Here is a 15,832-nt window from a genome sequence, read left to right on the forward strand (position 1 = left end):
ATGAACTGGGACGACCCGACCGACACCCCCGCAGCCCCCGCCGCGGAGCGCCTGGTGGACTCGGTCGCCGACGGGGAGGACCAGGCCGTCGAGGCCGCCCTGCGCCCCAAGGACCTGGACGAGTTCATCGGCCAGGAGAAGGTCCGCGAACAGCTCGACCTGGTGCTGCGCGCCGCCCGCGCGCGGGGTGCCACCGCCGACCACGTGCTGCTCTCGGGCGCCCCCGGCCTCGGCAAGACCACCCTGTCGATGATCATCGCGGCCGAGATGGGCGCCCCCATCCGCATCACCTCGGGGCCCGCCATCCAGCACGCCGGCGACCTCGCGGCGATCCTGTCCTCCCTCCAGGAGGGCGAGGTCCTCTTCCTCGACGAGATCCACCGCATGTCCCGGCCCGCCGAGGAGATGCTCTACATGGCGATGGAGGACTTCCGCGTCGACGTCATCGTCGGCAAGGGCCCCGGCGCCACCGCCATCCCCCTCGAACTGCCGCCGTTCACCCTGGTCGGCGCCACCACCCGCGCGGGCCTGCTGCCGCCCCCGCTGCGCGACCGCTTCGGCTTCACCGCGCACATGGAGTTCTACGAGCCCGCCGAGCTGCAGCGCGTCATCCACCGTTCGGCGCATCTGCTCGACGTCGAGATCGACCCGGCCGGCGCCGCGGAGATCGCCGGACGCTCACGCGGCACGCCCCGCATCGCCAACCGCCTGCTGCGCCGCGTCCGCGACTACGCCCAGGTCAAGGCGGACGGCGTCATCACCCGGGACATCGCCTCGGCGGCCCTCGCCGTGTACGAGGTCGACGGGCGCGGCCTGGACCGGCTGGACCGCGCCGTGCTGGAGGCCCTGCTGAAGCTGTTCGGCGGCGGTCCGGTCGGCCTGTCCACGCTGGCCGTGGCGGTAGGGGAGGAGCGCGAGACCGTCGAGGAGGTCGCCGAGCCCTTCCTGGTACGGGAGGGACTGCTCGCCCGCACCCCGCGCGGCCGGGTCGCCACCCCGGCCGCCTGGAGCCACCTGGGCCTGACCCCGCCCCGCTCCCAGGGCGGCGGAAACGGACAACAGGACCTCTTCGGGGCGTGAGGAGCGCGGACCCCGCGCACACCACGGCCGGGGCATTCGCGAGGTGAGGAACCCAGGTGCCATGCTGAGCGTTGTTCCTTGCACGCGGACTCGCTTAGACTCCGCCGATGCCGCCCTAGCGGGCGGCACGCAAACCCCCAACCATCAGGCCGCTCACCATCGCGGTCGTGTGAAGGAAGTTCCGACCCGTGAGTCTCGTGACCCTCCTCCCGTTCATCGTGCTCATCGGGGCCATGTTCCTGATGACGCGGTCGGCCAAGAAGAAGCAGCAGCAGGCCGCTGCCATGCGGAACGACATGCAGCCCGGCAGCGGTATCCGCACCATCGGGGGTATGTACGCCACGGTCAAGGAGGTCAACGACGACACGGTGCTCGTCGACGCGGGCCCGGGCGTGGAACTGCTCTTCGCGAAGAACGCCATCGGTGCCGTCCTGACCGACGACGAGTACAACCGCATCGTCCACGGCATCGAGCACGACCTGAAGTCCGACGCCGACGTCGTCCCGGACGACGCCTCCTCCCTCACCGAGGCCCCCGACGCCGACGGGTCGGCCGACGAAGCTGCCGCCGCCCCCGCCGACAAGTCCGTCGACCTCGGCAAGAAGGACGAGACCGAGGAGCCGGCCGCCGGGGCCGACCCGGCCGTGGAGCCGAAGAAGACCGACGGCGAGTCCGGCGCGAAGTGACCGCGCCCCCGGGCCGCGCGGGCCGCTCCCGCGCGCCCCGGGGTGCCCGCACCTCGCGGCGGATCGACGACACCATGTCATGGCCGTCGCCGCGCTGACCCGGCGCGGAGCGGCCCGAGAGGGAGTACGAGAAGGTGGCAGCACCTAAAAAGGGCCGGAGCGCGAGCGCCCAGAGCAAGCCGGGGCGCTCGCTGGCCCTGATCCTGATCGCCATCGTGGGGCTCACCGGGGGCATGTTCGCCTCCGGGCACACCACTCCGCGTCTCGGCATCGACCTGGCCGGCGGCACGAGCATCACGCTCGAGGCCAAGGCCGACCAGGGATCCGCGATCAACAAGGCCAACATGGACACCGCGGTCGACATCATGAACCGCCGCGTCAACGGCCTGGGCGTCTCCGAGGCGGAGGTGCAGACCCAGGGTAGTCGCAACATCATCGTGAACATCCCCAAGGGGACGAACTCCGAGGAAGCGCGCGCCCAGGTCGGCACCACCGCCAAGCTGTACTTCCGCCCGGTGCTGGCCACCGAGCCCACGGGCGCGGCCGCGAACCCGTCCCCGAGCGCGTCCCCCAGCGGCTCCGGCAGCCCGTCGCCGAGCGCCTCCGCCACCTCCGGCGACAAGGCCTCGTCCCCCTCCTCGGGCTCCTCGGGCTCCCCGTCGGCGTCCTCGACCCCGTCCGCCTCCGCGACCTCCCAGGGCCGCGCCGTCACCGACGCGCTGAAGGCCGACGCCTCGCCGTCCGCCAGCCCCTCGGCGAGCAGCAGCGCCGGCGCCGCGACGTCCCAGGCCAAGCTCCAGGCGCAGTACGCCGCCCTGGACTGCTCCAAGAAGTCCGCCCGCACCACGGCAGGCGACGGCGCCAAGCCCAGCGACCCCACCGTCGGCTGCGGCGAGAACAAGGGCGTCTGGTACAAGTACCTGCTCGGCCCGGCCGCCGTCGACGGCACCGAGGTGAAGAAGGCCCGTGCGGTCTACGACACCCAGAACGCCGCGGGCTGGCAGGTCACCATGGACTTCAACGGCAAGGGCGCCAAGAAGTTCGCGGACATCACCGGCAAGCTCGCCCAGAACCAGTCGCCGCAGAACGAGTTCGGCATCGTCCTGGACGGCGAGGTCGTCTCCAGCCCGTACGTCAGCCAGGCCATCACCGGCGGCCAGGCGCAGATCTCCGGCAGCTTCAGCCAGGAGGAGGCCCAGAGCCTCGCCAACATGCTGTCCTACGGCGCGCTCCCGCTCTCCTTCGAGGAGCAGAGCGTGACCACCGTGACCGCCGCCCTGGGTGGTGAGCAGCTCCACGCGGGTCTGCTGGCCGGTGCCATCGGCCTCGCGCTGGTGATCATCTACCTGGTGGCCTACTACCGCGGTCTGTCGCTCATCGCGATCGCCTCGCTGCTGGTCTCCGCCGCGCTCACCTACGTGATCATGTCGCTGCTCGGCCCGACCATCGGCTTCGCGCTGAACCTGCCGGCCGTCTGCGGCGCCATCGTCGCCATCGGCATCACGGCGGACTCGTTCATCGTGTTCTTCGAACGCATCCGGGACGAGATCCGCGAGGGCCGCTCCCTGCGCCCCGCGGTCGAGCGGGCCTGGCCGCGCGCCCGGCGCACCATCCTGGTCTCCGACTTCGTGTCGTTCCTCGCCGCCGCGGTCCTGTTCATCGTCACCGTCGGCAAGGTCCAGGGCTTCGCGTTCACGCTGGGTCTGACGACCGTCCTCGACGTGGTCGTGGTGTTCTTCTTCACCAAGCCGCTGATGACGCTCGCCGCCCGCCGCCCGTTCTTCGCGAACGGCCACAAGTGGTCCGGCCTCGACCCGAAGAGCCTGGGGGCCAAGCCGCCGCTGCGCCGCACCCGCCGTCCCGCCGGTCCCGTCTCCGGCCCTGTCGACCCCAAGGAAGCGTGAGCGATGTCGAAACTCGGCAACCTCGGCGCCCGACTGCACCGTGGCGAGATCAGCTACGACTTCATCGGCCACCGCAAGATCTGGTACGGCATCTCGATCCTGATCACCATCACGGCCATCCTCGGCCTCGCGGTGCGCGGCCTGAACATGGGCATCGACTTCCAGGGCGGCGCCGTCTTCACCACCCCGGCGACGTCGGTCTCGGTCAGCCAGGCCGAGGAGTACGCCAAGGACGCCTCCGGCCACGACGCGGTCGTGCAGAAGCTCGGCGACAACAAGCTGCGCATCCAGATCGCCGGCATGGACACCCAGCAGTCCGACAAGATCAAGGCCGAGCTGGCCCAGGACTTCAAGGTCGACAAGGAGTCGATCGCCGCCGACCTGGTCGGCCCGAGCTGGGGCGACCAGATCGCCAACAAGGCCTGGCAGGGCCTGGCGATCTTCATGATCCTCGTCGTGATCTACCTGGCGATCGCCTTCGAGTGGCGCATGGCCGTCGCCGCGCTCGTCGCCCTGATCCACGACATCACCATCACCACCGGCATCTACGCCCTCGTCGGCTTCGAGGTCACGCCGGGCACGGTGATCGGTCTGCTCACGATCCTCGGTTACTCGCTGTACGACACGGTCGTGGTGTTCGACTCCCTCAAGGAGCAGACGAAGGACATCACCAAGCAGACCAAGGTCACCTACAGCGAGGTCGCCAACCGCTCGATCAACGGCACCCTGGTCCGCTCCATCAACACCACCGTGGTCGCGCTGCTGCCGGTCGCGGGCCTGCTGTTCATCGGCGGCGGCTTCCTCGGCGCGGGCACGCTCAACGACATCTCGCTGTCGCTGTTCGTCGGCCTCGCCGCCGGTGCCTACTCGTCGATCTTCATCGCCACGCCGCTCGTCGCCGACCTCAAGGAGCGCGAGCCGCAGATCAAGGCACTGCGCAAGCGGGTGCTGGCCAAGCGGGCCCAGGCCGCCTCCGAGGAGGAGCTGGTGGAGGCCCGTACCGGCGGCGCCGGTGAGGCCGAAGACGCCACGCCGGCCGTCGTCGGACCGCGCCACCAGCCCGCGGCCCGCGGCCGGGGCCGCGGCCGGCCGTCCGGGAAGCGCCGATGACCGACATCCAGGAGCTGCTGCTCAGCCGGATCCGGGACGTGGCGGACTACCCCGAGCCGGGCGTGCTGTTCAAGGACATCACCCCGCTGCTCGCGGACCCGGCGGCGTTCACCGCGCTCACCGACGCGTTCGCGGAGATCGCCGCCCGCACCGGCGCCACCAAGGTCGTCGGCCTGGAGGCCCGGGGCTTCATCCTCGGCGCGCCGGTCGCCCTGCGCGCCGGCCTGGGCTTCATCCCGGTCCGCAAGGCGGGCAAGCTCCCCGGCGCCACCCTCAGCCAGGCGTACGACCTGGAGTACGGCTCGGCCGAGATCGAGGTGCACGCCGAGGACCTGGCCACCGGGGACCGGGTGCTGATCGTCGACGACGTGCTGGCCACCGGCGGCACCGCCGAGGCCTCGATCCAGTTGATCCGGCGCGCGGGCGCCCGGGTCGCGGGCGTCGCCGTGCTGATGGAGCTCGGCTTCCTGGACGGCCGCCCCCGCCTGGAGGCCGCGCTGGGCGGGGCACCCCTGGAATCCCTGCTCACCGTGTGACAAGGTGGCCGCAGGCCGAAAGCCGCTGTACCGCACTGGGGCGGGCCCGGAGGAATCCGGTGCCCGCCCTTCGTGTTTCCCGGGTACACGGCCCTCAGATCGGCCTGAAGGCGATCCCGCAGCCCGGGATCGCTACGATGGGTGCTCCGGAGCCTGACCGGGGGACCCGGATCGCGCACGAGGAGTCCTCTTGCCAGACGAGGCCCAGCACCTGACCGCCGCCAAGCCCGAGTCCGCCTCGGCGCCCACGGCGAAGCCCGCGGCGCACGCGCAGAACGACACCCGCGGGGCGGTCGAGCACGACCGCACCGCGCCGGCCGACCGCCCGGCGGAGGCCGCGCGCCCCAAGCCGTCCCCCGCCCCCGACGCCGCCGGACCCGCGACCCCCGGCTCCTCCGCGTCCGGACGCCCGGCCGCGGCGCCCGAGCCGGCCCCCGCGCAGAAGCCGGCGCCCGAGCCGTCGTCCGCGCCCGCGGCCCGGCCGCCCGCCGGCCAGAACGCCCGCTCCGGCTCCTCCAACCGCGTCCGGGCCCGCCTCGCCCGCCTCGGCGTCCAGCGCGCCAACCCGTACAACCCGGTCCTGGAGCCGCTGCTGCGGATAGTGCGCAGCAACGACCCCAAGATCGAGACGTCCACGCTCCGCCAGATCGAGCGCGCCTACCAGGTCGCCGAGCGCTGGCACCGCGGCCAGAAGCGCAAGAGCGGCGACCCCTACATCACCCACCCCCTCGCGGTGACCACCATCCTCGCCGAGCTGGGCATGGACCCGGCGACCCTGATGGCGGGCCTGCTGCACGACACCGTCGAGGACACCGAGTACGGGCTTGAGGACCTGCGCCGCGACTTCGGCGACGTCGTCGCGCTGCTCGTCGACGGCGTCACCAAGCTGGACAAGGTCAAGTTCGGCGAGGCGGCGCAGGCCGAGACCGTGCGCAAGATGGTCGTCGCCATGGCCAAGGACCCGCGCGTCCTGGTCATCAAGCTCGCCGACCGCCTGCACAACATGCGCACCATGCGCTACCTCAAGCGCGAGAAGCAGGAGAAGAAGGCGCGCGAGACCCTGGAGATCTACGCGCCGCTCGCCCACCGCCTGGGCATGAACACCATCAAGTGGGAGCTGGAGGACCTCGCCTTCGCGATCCTCTACCCCAAGATGTACGACGAGATCGTCCGGCTGGTGGCCGAGCGGGCACCCAAGCGTGACGAGTACCTGGCCATAGTGACCGACGAGGTCCAGGCCGACCTGCGCGCCGCCCGTATCAAGGCGACCGTCACCGGACGCCCCAAGCACTACTACAGCGTCTACCAGAAGATGATCGTCCGCGGCCGTGACTTCGCGGAGATCTACGACCTGGTGGGCATCCGCGTCCTGGTCGACACCGTCCGGGACTGCTACGCCGCCCTCGGCACCGTGCACGCGCGATGGAACCCGGTTCCCGGCCGGTTCAAGGACTACATCGCGATGCCCAAGTTCAACATGTACCAGTCGCTGCACACGACGGTCATCGGCCCCAACGGCAAGCCCGTCGAGCTGCAGATCCGCACCTTCGACATGCACCGCCGCGCCGAGTACGGCATCGCCGCGCACTGGAAGTACAAGCAGGAGGCCGTCGCCGGCGCCTCCAAGGTGCGCACCGACGTGCCCAAGGCCGGCAAGAAGGACGACCACCTCAACGACATGGCGTGGCTGCGCCAGCTCCTCGACTGGCAGAAGGAGACGGAGGACCCCAGCGAGTTCCTGGAGTCCCTGCGCTTCGACCTGTCCCGCAACGAGGTCTTCGTCTTCACCCCCAAGGGCGACGTCATCGCGCTCCCGGCCGGGGCGACCCCCGTCGACTTCGCCTACGCGGTCCACACCGAGGTCGGCCACCGGACCATAGGGGCACGCGTCAACGGCCGGCTGGTCCCGCTGGAGTCCACCCTGGACAACGGCGACCTGGTGGAGGTCTTCACCTCCAAGGCGGCCGGCGCCGGCCCCTCCCGCGACTGGCTGGGCTTCGTCAAGTCGCCGCGCGCCCGCAACAAGATCCGCGCCTGGTTCTCCAAGGAGCGGCGCGACGAGGCGATCGAGCACGGCAAGGACGCCATCGCACGGGCCATGCGCAAGCAGAACCTGCCGATCCAGCGCATCCTCACCGGCGACTCCCTGGTCACCCTGGCGCACGAGATGCGCTACCCGGACATCTCCTCGCTGTACGCGGCGATCGGCGAGGGCCACGTGGCCGCGCAGAACGTCGTGCAAAAGCTGGTGCAGGCCCTCGGCGGCGAGGAGGCGGCCACCGAGGAGATGGACGAGGCGGTCCCGCCGTCGCGCACCCGCAGCCGCAAGCGGCGCAGCAGCAACGACCCCGGCGTGGTCGTCAAGGGCGTCGACGACGTGTGGGTCAAGCTGGCCCGCTGCTGCACGCCCGTGCCCGGCGACCCGATCATCGGGTTCGTCACGCGGGGGAGCGGCGTCTCGGTCCACCGCAGCGACTGCGTCAACGTCGAGTCGCTCTCCCGGGAGCCGGAGCGCATCCTCGAGGTCGAGTGGGCGCCGACCCAGTCCTCGGTGTTCCTGGTCGCCATCCAGGTCGAGGCGCTGGACCGCTCCCGGCTCCTGTCGGACGTCACGCGCGTGCTGTCCGACCAGCACGTCAACATCCTCTCGGCGGCGGTGCAGACCTCCCGGGACCGGGTGGCCACGTCCCGCTTCACCTTCGAGATGGGCGACCCCAAGCACCTCGGCCACGTCCTGAAGGCCGTCCGCGGCGTGGAGGGCGTGTACGACGTCTACCGGGTCACCTCGGCCCGCCGCCCCTCCGACTGACCCGCGCCGACCGGCGCGAACCGGACACGCGAAAGGCCCCCGTACACCGCGTACGGGGGCCTCTCGCGTGGCTCGCTCGGACGGGGATGGATCAGCCGCCGAACTCCTGCAGGCCCTTGAGCGCCTGGTCCAGCAGGGCCTGGCGGCCCTCCAGCTCACGCTCCAGCTTCTCGGCCCGCGACGTGTTGCCCTGGGCGCGCGCCTGCTCGATCTGGCCCCTGAGCTTGTCCACCGCGGCCTGGAGCTGACCCGTCAGACCCGCGGCACGCGCGCGTGCCTCCGGGTTGGTCCGGCGCCACTCGGCCTCCTCGGCCTCCTGCAGCGCGCGCTCCACGGCGTGCATCCGGCCCTCGACCCGCGGCCGGGCGTCCCGCGGGACGTGACCGATGGCCTCCCACCGCTCGTTGATCGAGCGGAACGCGGCCCGGGCCGCCTTGAGGTCCTCGATGGGGAGCAGCTTCTCGGCCTCCTCGGCCAGCTCCTCCTTCAGCTTCAGGTTCTCCGCCTGCTCGGCGTCGCGCTCGGCGAACACCGAGCTGCGGGCGGCGAAGAAGACGTCCTGGGCGCCGCGGAAGCGGTTCCACAGGTCGTCCTCGTGCTCGCGCTGGGCGCGGCCGGCGGCCTTCCACTCGGCCATCAGCTCCCGGTAGCGGGCCGCCGTGGGACCCCAGTCCGTGGAACCGGACAGCGCCTCGGCCTCGGCGACCAGCCGCTCCTTGACCCGGCGGGCGTCCTCGCGCTGCGCGTCGAGCTGCGCGAAGTGCGCCTTGCGGCGCTTGGAGAACGCCGAGCGCGCGTGCGAGAAGCGGTGCCACAGCTCGTCGTCGGACTTGCGGTCCAGCCGCGGCAGGCCCTTCCAGGTGTCCACCAGCGCCCGCAGCCGCTCACCGGCCGCCCGCCACTGGTCGGACTGGGCGAGCTGCTCCGCCTCCACGACCAGGTCCTCCTTGGCCCGGCGGGCCTCGTCGGACTGCTTGGCGCGCTGCGCCTTGCGCTCCTCGCGGCGCGCCTCGACCGTCTCGACCAGCTTGTCCAGGCGCGAGCGCAGCGCGTCCAGGTCACCGACCGCGTGGTGCGCGTCGACCTGGTCGCGCAAGTGACCGATGGCGGCCTGGGCGTCCTTGGCGGACAGGTCCGTCGTCCGCACCCGCTTCTCGAGGAGGCCGATCTCGACCACCAGGCCCTCGTACTTGCGCTCGAAATAGGCCAGCGCCTCCTCGGGGGAGCCCGCCTGCCAGGAGCCGACCACCTGCTCGCCGTCGGCCGTACGCACGTACACGGTCCCCGTCTCGTCGACGCGGCCCCACGGGTCGCTGCTCACAGCGCCTCCTCCACATGATGCCTGCGGAGGGTTTCAGGGCCCCCGGGCATCGTCCACAGTTTCGTCACGGCCAATCTAGGCGACCGGCGGGGCGCCTGTCCGCATCCCGCACGACCGAAATTGCGCTGTTGGCCGCCCTGGTCATCAGGATTTTGCGACCGTCGCCTTGTCGATCACCACGGTCGCGTTCGGCGCGCCGTCGCCCTGGCCGGAGTTCTCGCCCGCCGCGGCGATCTTCTTGAGGACCTTCATGCCGTCGGCGGACACCGTACCGAACGGCGTGTAGCTCGGCGGGAGCTTGCTCGCCTGGTAGACCAGGAAGAACTGGCTGCCGCCGGTGTGCGGCTGACCGGTGTTGGCCATCGCGATCGTGCCCGCCGGGTAGGTGTTGTTCTTCAGGCTCGCGTCCTTGAGGTTCTCGTCCGGGAGGGTGTAGCCCGGACCGCCCGAACCGCTGCCCGTGGGGTCGCCGCACTGGAGCACGTAGATGCCGTTGGTCGTCAGGCGGTGGCACTTCGTGTGGTCGAAGTAGCCCTTGCCCGCGAGGAAGGCGAAGGAGTTCACGGTGTGCGGGGCCGCCGACGTCTTCAGCGCGATGTCGATCGCGCCGCAGGTGGTGTCCAGCTTCATCGTGTACTTCGCCGACTTGTCGATGGACATCGCCGGCTCCTTCTTCCAGGTCTGCGTCGCGACCTTGCCGGCGGCCGGCTTCTCGCACGGGTCCTTCACCGCGCTGGGCGTCGGCGCGGTCGACGCGCTCGCACTGGCCTTGTCGTCCGAGTCGTCCTTCATGACACCGGTCGTGTACAGCGCCAGGCTGCCCACCAGGACCACGCCGAGCACCGACGCGATCACCGAGGTGCGGACCTTCGCCTTCCGCCGCGCCTCGGTCCGCCGCTGCTGCTGCCGCAAGAACTTCTCCCGGGCGAGCTGACGCCGCCGCTGTTCCTGGGTGACCACGGGGTTGTCTCCTCATGCGTCCGTCTGTGTGTGCCCCGTACCGTATATGGGTTCGCTGAGGATTCGGCAGCGCCGGTAGGCTCGGGCGCAAGCCGTAGCCACCCGTATCGACACAAACGAAGGACGAACGTGCTCATTGCCGGGTTCCCCGCCGGTGCCTGGGGGACGAACTGCTACCTCGTCGCCCCCGCCGCCGGTGAGGAGTGCGTGATCATCGACCCGGGCCACGAAGCGGCCCCCGGAGTCGAGGAAGCGCTCCAGAAGCATCGGCTCAAGCCCGTCGCCGTCGTCCTCACCCACGGCCACCTCGACCACGTGGCCTCGGTCGTCCCCGTGTGCGGCGCGCACGACGTGCCGGCCTGGATCCACCCCGAGGACCGGTACATGATGAGCGACCCGGAGAAGGCGCTCGGCCGGTCGATCGGCCTGCCGCTGCTCGGCGACCTGACGGTGGGCGAGCCGGACGACGTCCGCGAGCTGACCGACGGCGCGCGACTGGACCTGGCCGGCCTGGAGCTGACCGTCGCGCACGCACCGGGCCATACCAAGGGGTCGGTGACCTTCCGGCTCCCCGAGAACACGGACGTCCCTCCGGTGTTCTTCTCGGGCGACCTGCTCTTCGCCGGCTCCATCGGACGCACCGACCTGCCGGGCGGATCCATGGCGGACATGCTCGAGTCGCTGGCCCGCGTGTGCCTGCCGCTCGACGACTCCACCGTGGTGCTGTCCGGCCACGGCCCCCAGACGACCATCGGCCGGGAGCGCACCGCCAACCCGTACCTGCGGCAGGTGGCCACGGGCCACCAGGAGCCCGGCGCGGACACCGGCACCGCTCCCCGACGAGGAATGTGAACGAGAGACTCCCGTGAGCACCTTCCAGGCCCCCAAGGGCACCTACGACCTGATCCCGCCGGACTCCGCGACCTACCTCGCGGTCCGCGAGGCCATCGCCGCCCCGCTGCGCACCTCCGGCTACGGCTACGTCGAGACACCCGGCTTCGAGAACGTCGAGCTGTTCGCCCGCGGTGTCGGCGAGTCCACCGACATCGTGACCAAGGAGATGTACGCCTTCGAGACCAAGGGCGGCGACCGGCTCGCCCTGCGCCCCGAGGGCACGGCCTCCGTGCTGCGCGCCGCCCTGGAGGCCAACCTGCACAAGCAGGGCAACCTCCCGGTCAAGCTCTGGTACTCCGGCTCGTACTACCGCTACGAGAAGCCGCAGAAGGGCCGCTACCGCCACTTCTCGCAGGTCGGCGCCGAGGCCATCGGGGCCGAGGACCCGGCCCTGGACGCCGAGCTGATCATCCTGGCCGACCAGGCCTACCGCTCGCTGGGCCTGCGCTCCTTCCGCATCCTGCTGAACTCGCTCGGCGACAAAGAGTGCCGCCCGGTCTACCGCGAGGCGCTGCAGACGTTCCTGCGCGGACTGGACCTGGACGAGGACACCCTGCGCCGGGCGGACATCAACCCGCTGCGCGTGCTCGACGACAAGCGGGCCGACGTGCAGAAGCAGCTCACCGGCGCCCCGCTGCTGCGCGACTACCTGTGCGACGCCTGCAAGGCGTACCACGAGGAGGTCCGCGAGCTGATCACCGCCGCGGGCGTCGCCTTCGAGGACGACCCGAAGCTGGTGCGCGGCCTGGACTACTACACGCGCACCACGTTCGAGTTCGTCCACGACGGCCTCGGCGCGCAGTCCGCGGTGGGCGGCGGCGGCCGCTACGACGGCCTGTCCGAGATGATCGGCGGCCCCGCGCTGCCGTCCGTGGGCTGGGCCCTCGGCGTCGACCGCACGGTCCTCGCGCTGGAGGCGGAGGGCGTGCGGCTGGACCTGCCGTCCCCGACCTCGGTCTACGCCGTCCCGCTCGGCGAGGAGGCCCGCCGGGTGCTGTTCGCCAAGGTCACCGAGTTGCGCAAGCTGGGCGTCGCCGCCGACTTCTCCTACGGGAGCAAGGGGCTCAAGGGCGCGATGAAGAACGCCAACCGCAGCGGTGCGCGCTTCACGATCGTGGCCGGGGAGCGGGACCTCGCCGAGGGGGTCGTCCAGCTCAAGGACATGGAGTCCGGCGAGCAGGTGGCCGTGGGCGTGGGCGAGATCGTGGCGGAGCTGGAGTCCCGGCTGGGCTGACCGGCCCCGGGGCCCGTCAACCCGGCGGGCCCGGCTTCCTCCCCGCGGCGGGTTTTCGACGCGGGGGCGCCTGGTGCACGGGCACCCCCGCACCGCGGCCGGAACCGAACGGTCCGGCCCGTCCGCGCGTATCTCCTTATGCGCAACGAACGGTGACCAGCGGGCCGTGTGCGGCACAATGGCCCTGCCCGAAGCAGGTCCACCTCTCACGTGACGGAACCGGCGGAATGAGCAAGACGACAGTGAAGGACGTCTCCACCGACCCCGAGCCGCAGCACGCCGGGGCCGCCGTGCCGCGCGCCGTGGGCGGCAGCCGCGCGTTCGCCATCCTGCTGCTGGTCACCGGCGCGGCCGGGCTGCTCGCCGCGTGGGTCATCACGATCGACAAGTTCAAGCTCCTCGAGGCCAAGGTCGCGGGCACGAACTTCACCCCGGGGTGCAGCCTGAACCCCGTGGTCTCCTGCGGCAGCGTCATGGAGTCCAAGCAGGCCGCCGCCTTCGGCTTCCCCAACCCGATGCTCGGCCTGGTCGCCTACGGCATCGTCATCTGCGTCGGCATGAGCCTGCTGGCCGGTGCGCGCTTCCCGCGCTGGTACTGGCTGACCTTCAACGCCGGCACGCTCTTCGGCGTGGGCTTCGTCACCTGGCTGCAGTTCCAGTCGCTGTACCGCATCAACGCCCTGTGCCTGTGGTGCTGCCTGGCCTGGGTCGCCACCATCCTGATGTTCTGGTACGTCACCTCGTTCACCGTGCGCAACGGCCTGCTGCCCGGCCCGCGCTGGCTGAAGGGCTTCTTCAGCGAGTTCACCTGGGTCGTGCCCGTGCTGCACCTCGGCATCATCGGGATGCTGATCCTGACCCGCTGGTGGGACTTCTGGACGAGCTGACAGCCCCGAGGGGATTGTCAGTGCGGTGTTCTAGGGTTTCAGGGTGGAGCCCGATCTGTTCACCGCCGCAGCCGAAGAACGCCAGGAGAAGGACCCGTCGGCCAGCCCCCTGGCGGTCCGCATGCGCCCCCGCACCCTCGACGAGGTCGTGGGGCAGCAGCACCTGCTGAAACCGGGTGCGCCCCTGCGCCGCCTGGTCGGCGAGGGCGCCAAGGGCCCGGCCGGCCCCTCCTCGGTGATCCTGTGGGGTCCGCCCGGCACCGGCAAGACCACCCTGGCCTACGTCGTCTCCAAGGCCACCAACAAGCGCTTCGTGGAGCTGTCCGCGATCACCGCGGGCGTCAAGGAGGTCCGCGCGGTCATCGACGGCGCCCGCCGGGCCTCGGGCGGCTTCGGCCAGGAGACCGTCCTCTTCCTCGACGAGATCCACCGCTTCAGCAAGGCCCAGCAGGACTCGCTGCTGCCCGCCGTCGAGAACCGCTGGGTGACCCTGATCGCGGCGACCACCGAGAACCCGTACTTCTCGGTCATCTCCCCGCTGCTGTCCCGCTCGCTGCTGCTCACCCTCGAACCCCTCACCGACGACGACCTGCGCGGCCTGCTGCGCCGCGCCGTCGCCGACGAGCGCGGCCTCAAGGGCGCCGTCACCCTCCCCGAGGACACCGAGGCCCACCTGCTGCGCATCGCCGGCGGCGACGCCCGCCGCGCCCTGACCGCCCTGGAGGCCGCCGCCGGGGCCGCCCTCGACCAGGGCGGCACGGAGATCGACCTCGCCACGCTGGAGCAGACCGTCGACCGGGCCGCCGTGACGTACGACCGCGACGGCGACCAGCACTACGACGTGGCCAGCGCCCTCATCAAGTCCATCCGCGGCTCCGACGTGGACGCCGCCCTGCACTACCTGGCCCGGATGATCGAGGCCGGCGAGGACCCCCGGTTCATCGCCCGCCGCCTGATGATCTCCGCCAGCGAGGACATCGGCCTGGCCGACCCCCACGCCCTGCCGATCGCGGTCGCCGCCGCCCAGGCCGTCGCCATGATCGGCTTCCCCGAGGCCGCGCTCACCCTGAGCCACGCCACCATCGCGCTCGCCCTGGCCCCCAAGTCCAACGCCGCGACCACCGCGATCGGCGCCGCCCTGGACGACGTGCGCAAGGGCCTGGCCGGCCCGGTCCCGGCCCATCTGCGCGACGGCCACTACAAAGGCGCCGCCAAGCTGGGCCACGCCCAGGGCTACGTGTACCCGCACGACCTGCCCGAGGGCATCGCCGAGCAGCAGTACGCGCCGGACGCCCTGAAGGACCGCACGTACTACACCCCCACCCGGCACGGCGCGGAGGCACGGTACGCGGACGCGGTGGAGTGGACCCGCCAGCACCTCGGTCGCAAGCGGTCCTGAGCGGCCTGTAGACTGACCCGAAGTGCCGAGTCCCGCGCTGTCAGAGCGGGACAACCGGCCGGAGACCCCCTCGGGGGACTCCAGGAGCGTCGCGCACCGTCGAACGGTGTCGCGGGCCGCCCACCACCACCCGGTTCCGGGACAGGTCGGTGGGCCACTCGCGTGCTGCACGTAGTTGCCCAGACCAGGGGAGCGGCTGCCCGGCAGGTCCCGAGCGGACCCGGCGGGTTTCCCCGGCTGCGTATGCGACCTCCCTGAACCCTGACGAGCCGGAAACAGCGAAAAGAGATTGAGACAGTGGCGAACCAGTCCCGCCCCAAGGTCAAGAAGTCGCGTGCCCTCGGCATCGCGCTGACCCCGAAGGCCGTCAAGTACTTCGAGGCCCGCCCCTACCCGCCGGGTGAGCACGGCCGCGGCCGCAAGCAGAACTCGGACTACAAGGTCCGTCTGCTGGAGAAGCAGCGTCTGCGCGCGCAGTACGACCTCTCCGAGCGTCAGCTCGTCCGCGCCTACGAGCGCGCGTCCAAGGTCCAGGGCAAGACCGGTGAGGCCCTGATCGTGGAGCTCGAGCGCCGTCTCGACGCCCTGGTCCTGCGTTCGGGTATCGCCCGCACCATCTACCAGGCCCGTCAGATGGTCGTCCACGGCCACATCGAGGTCAACGGCCAGAAGGTCGACAAGCCGTCGTTCCGCGTCCGTCCCGACGACGTCGTGATGGTCCGCGAGCGCAGCCGCGAGAAGACCCTCTTCCAGATCGCCCGCGAGGGTGGCTTCGCCCCCGACGGTGAGACCCCGCGCTACCTGCAGGTGAACCTCAAGGCCCTGGCGTTCCGCCTGGACCGCGAGCCGAACCGCAAGGAGATCCCGGTGATCTGCGACGAGCAGCTCGTCGTCGAGTACTACGCCCGCTGATCCCTGATCGACGGTCGTAGACCCGCAGCACCGGAACCCGTCGTCCCGCCGCCCTCCCGGGCGGCCGGGGCGGCGGGTTCTTCCGTCCCCGGCCCCGCCC

Annotated in this window: 13 protein-coding genes; 11 read left to right on the plus strand and 2 right to left on the minus strand. The window is 71.3% G+C overall.

Features of this window, described 5'->3' with window-relative positions; all coding sequences use genetic code 11:
• From ruvB to E4U92_RS22670, 6 genes are all read left to right on the plus strand, one after another.
• On the plus strand, positions 1-1,080 hold the full coding sequence (gene ruvB, locus E4U92_RS22640) for a Holliday junction branch migration DNA helicase RuvB (RefSeq protein ID WP_137302261.1): 1,080 nt from the start codon (positions 1-3) through the stop codon (positions 1,078-1,080).
• 188 nt (positions 1,081-1,268) lie between these two features.
• Positions 1,269-1,766 carry a preprotein translocase subunit YajC gene (gene yajC, locus E4U92_RS22645; protein WP_137302262.1) on the plus strand — a complete coding sequence of 166 codons (498 nt, stop codon included), beginning with the start codon at positions 1,269-1,271 and terminating at the stop codon, positions 1,764-1,766.
• A 134-nt stretch (positions 1,767-1,900) separates the two neighbouring features.
• Positions 1,901-3,670, plus strand: a complete 1,770-nt coding sequence (secD, locus tag E4U92_RS22650; RefSeq protein WP_174863984.1) for a protein translocase subunit SecD — start codon at positions 1,901-1,903, stop codon at positions 3,668-3,670.
• Between the two features lie 3 nt (positions 3,671-3,673).
• Positions 3,674-4,780, plus strand: a complete 1,107-nt coding sequence (secF, locus tag E4U92_RS22655; protein ID WP_137302263.1) for a protein translocase subunit SecF — start codon at positions 3,674-3,676, stop codon at positions 4,778-4,780.
• Complete coding sequence (locus E4U92_RS22660; RefSeq protein ID WP_137302264.1) at positions 4,777-5,316, plus strand: adenine phosphoribosyltransferase; 540 nt, start codon at positions 4,777-4,779, stop codon at positions 5,314-5,316. Before secF ends, E4U92_RS22660 begins: the two co-directional genes overlap by 4 nt.
• Positions 5,317-5,506: 190 nt before the next feature.
• Positions 5,507-8,125 carry a RelA/SpoT family protein gene (locus tag E4U92_RS22670; protein ID WP_137302266.1) on the plus strand — a complete coding sequence of 873 codons (2,619 nt, stop codon included), beginning with the start codon at positions 5,507-5,509 and terminating at the stop codon, positions 8,123-8,125.
• A 91-nt stretch (positions 8,126-8,216) separates the two neighbouring features.
• Here the strand turns inward: E4U92_RS22670 and E4U92_RS22675 are convergent, their stop codons facing one another.
• The gene (locus E4U92_RS22675; protein ID WP_137302267.1) at positions 8,217-9,446 is read right to left on the minus strand and encodes a DUF349 domain-containing protein; all 1,230 of its coding nucleotides are present in this window, start codon (positions 9,444-9,446) and stop codon (positions 8,217-8,219) included.
• Positions 9,447-9,590: 144 nt separating this feature from the next.
• On the minus strand, positions 9,591-10,406 hold the full coding sequence (locus E4U92_RS22680) for a peptidylprolyl isomerase (protein ID WP_137302268.1): 816 nt from the start codon (positions 10,404-10,406) through the stop codon (positions 9,591-9,593).
• A 129-nt stretch (positions 10,407-10,535) separates the two neighbouring features.
• Between E4U92_RS22680 and E4U92_RS22685 the strand changes: the two genes are divergently transcribed.
• The 5 genes from E4U92_RS22685 to rpsD all read left to right on the plus strand — a co-directional run bounded on the left by E4U92_RS22685 (position 10,536) and on the right by rpsD (position 15,732).
• Entirely contained in the window at positions 10,536-11,258 is a 723-nt protein-coding gene (locus tag E4U92_RS22685) for an MBL fold metallo-hydrolase (protein WP_137302269.1), read from the plus strand.
• Between the two features lie 13 nt (positions 11,259-11,271).
• Complete coding sequence (gene hisS, locus E4U92_RS22690; RefSeq protein WP_137302270.1) at positions 11,272-12,534, plus strand: histidine--tRNA ligase; 1,263 nt, start codon at positions 11,272-11,274, stop codon at positions 12,532-12,534.
• A gap of 227 nt (positions 12,535-12,761) precedes the next feature.
• Positions 12,762-13,421 carry a vitamin K epoxide reductase family protein gene (locus E4U92_RS22695; protein WP_137302271.1) on the plus strand — a complete coding sequence of 220 codons (660 nt, stop codon included), beginning with the start codon at positions 12,762-12,764 and terminating at the stop codon, positions 13,419-13,421.
• A gap of 43 nt (positions 13,422-13,464) precedes the next feature.
• On the plus strand, positions 13,465-14,820 hold the full coding sequence (locus tag E4U92_RS22700; protein WP_137302272.1) for a replication-associated recombination protein A: 1,356 nt from the start codon (positions 13,465-13,467) through the stop codon (positions 14,818-14,820).
• Positions 14,821-15,117: 297 nt separating this feature from the next.
• The gene (rpsD, locus tag E4U92_RS22705) at positions 15,118-15,732 is read left to right on the plus strand and encodes a 30S ribosomal protein S4 (protein WP_067235497.1); all 615 of its coding nucleotides are present in this window, start codon (positions 15,118-15,120) and stop codon (positions 15,730-15,732) included.
• Positions 15,733-15,832 lie beyond the last annotated feature (100 nt).

The organism is Streptomyces galbus, assembly GCF_005280195.1.
Classification (GTDB): domain Bacteria; phylum Actinomycetota; class Actinomycetes; order Streptomycetales; family Streptomycetaceae; genus Streptomyces; species Streptomyces galbus.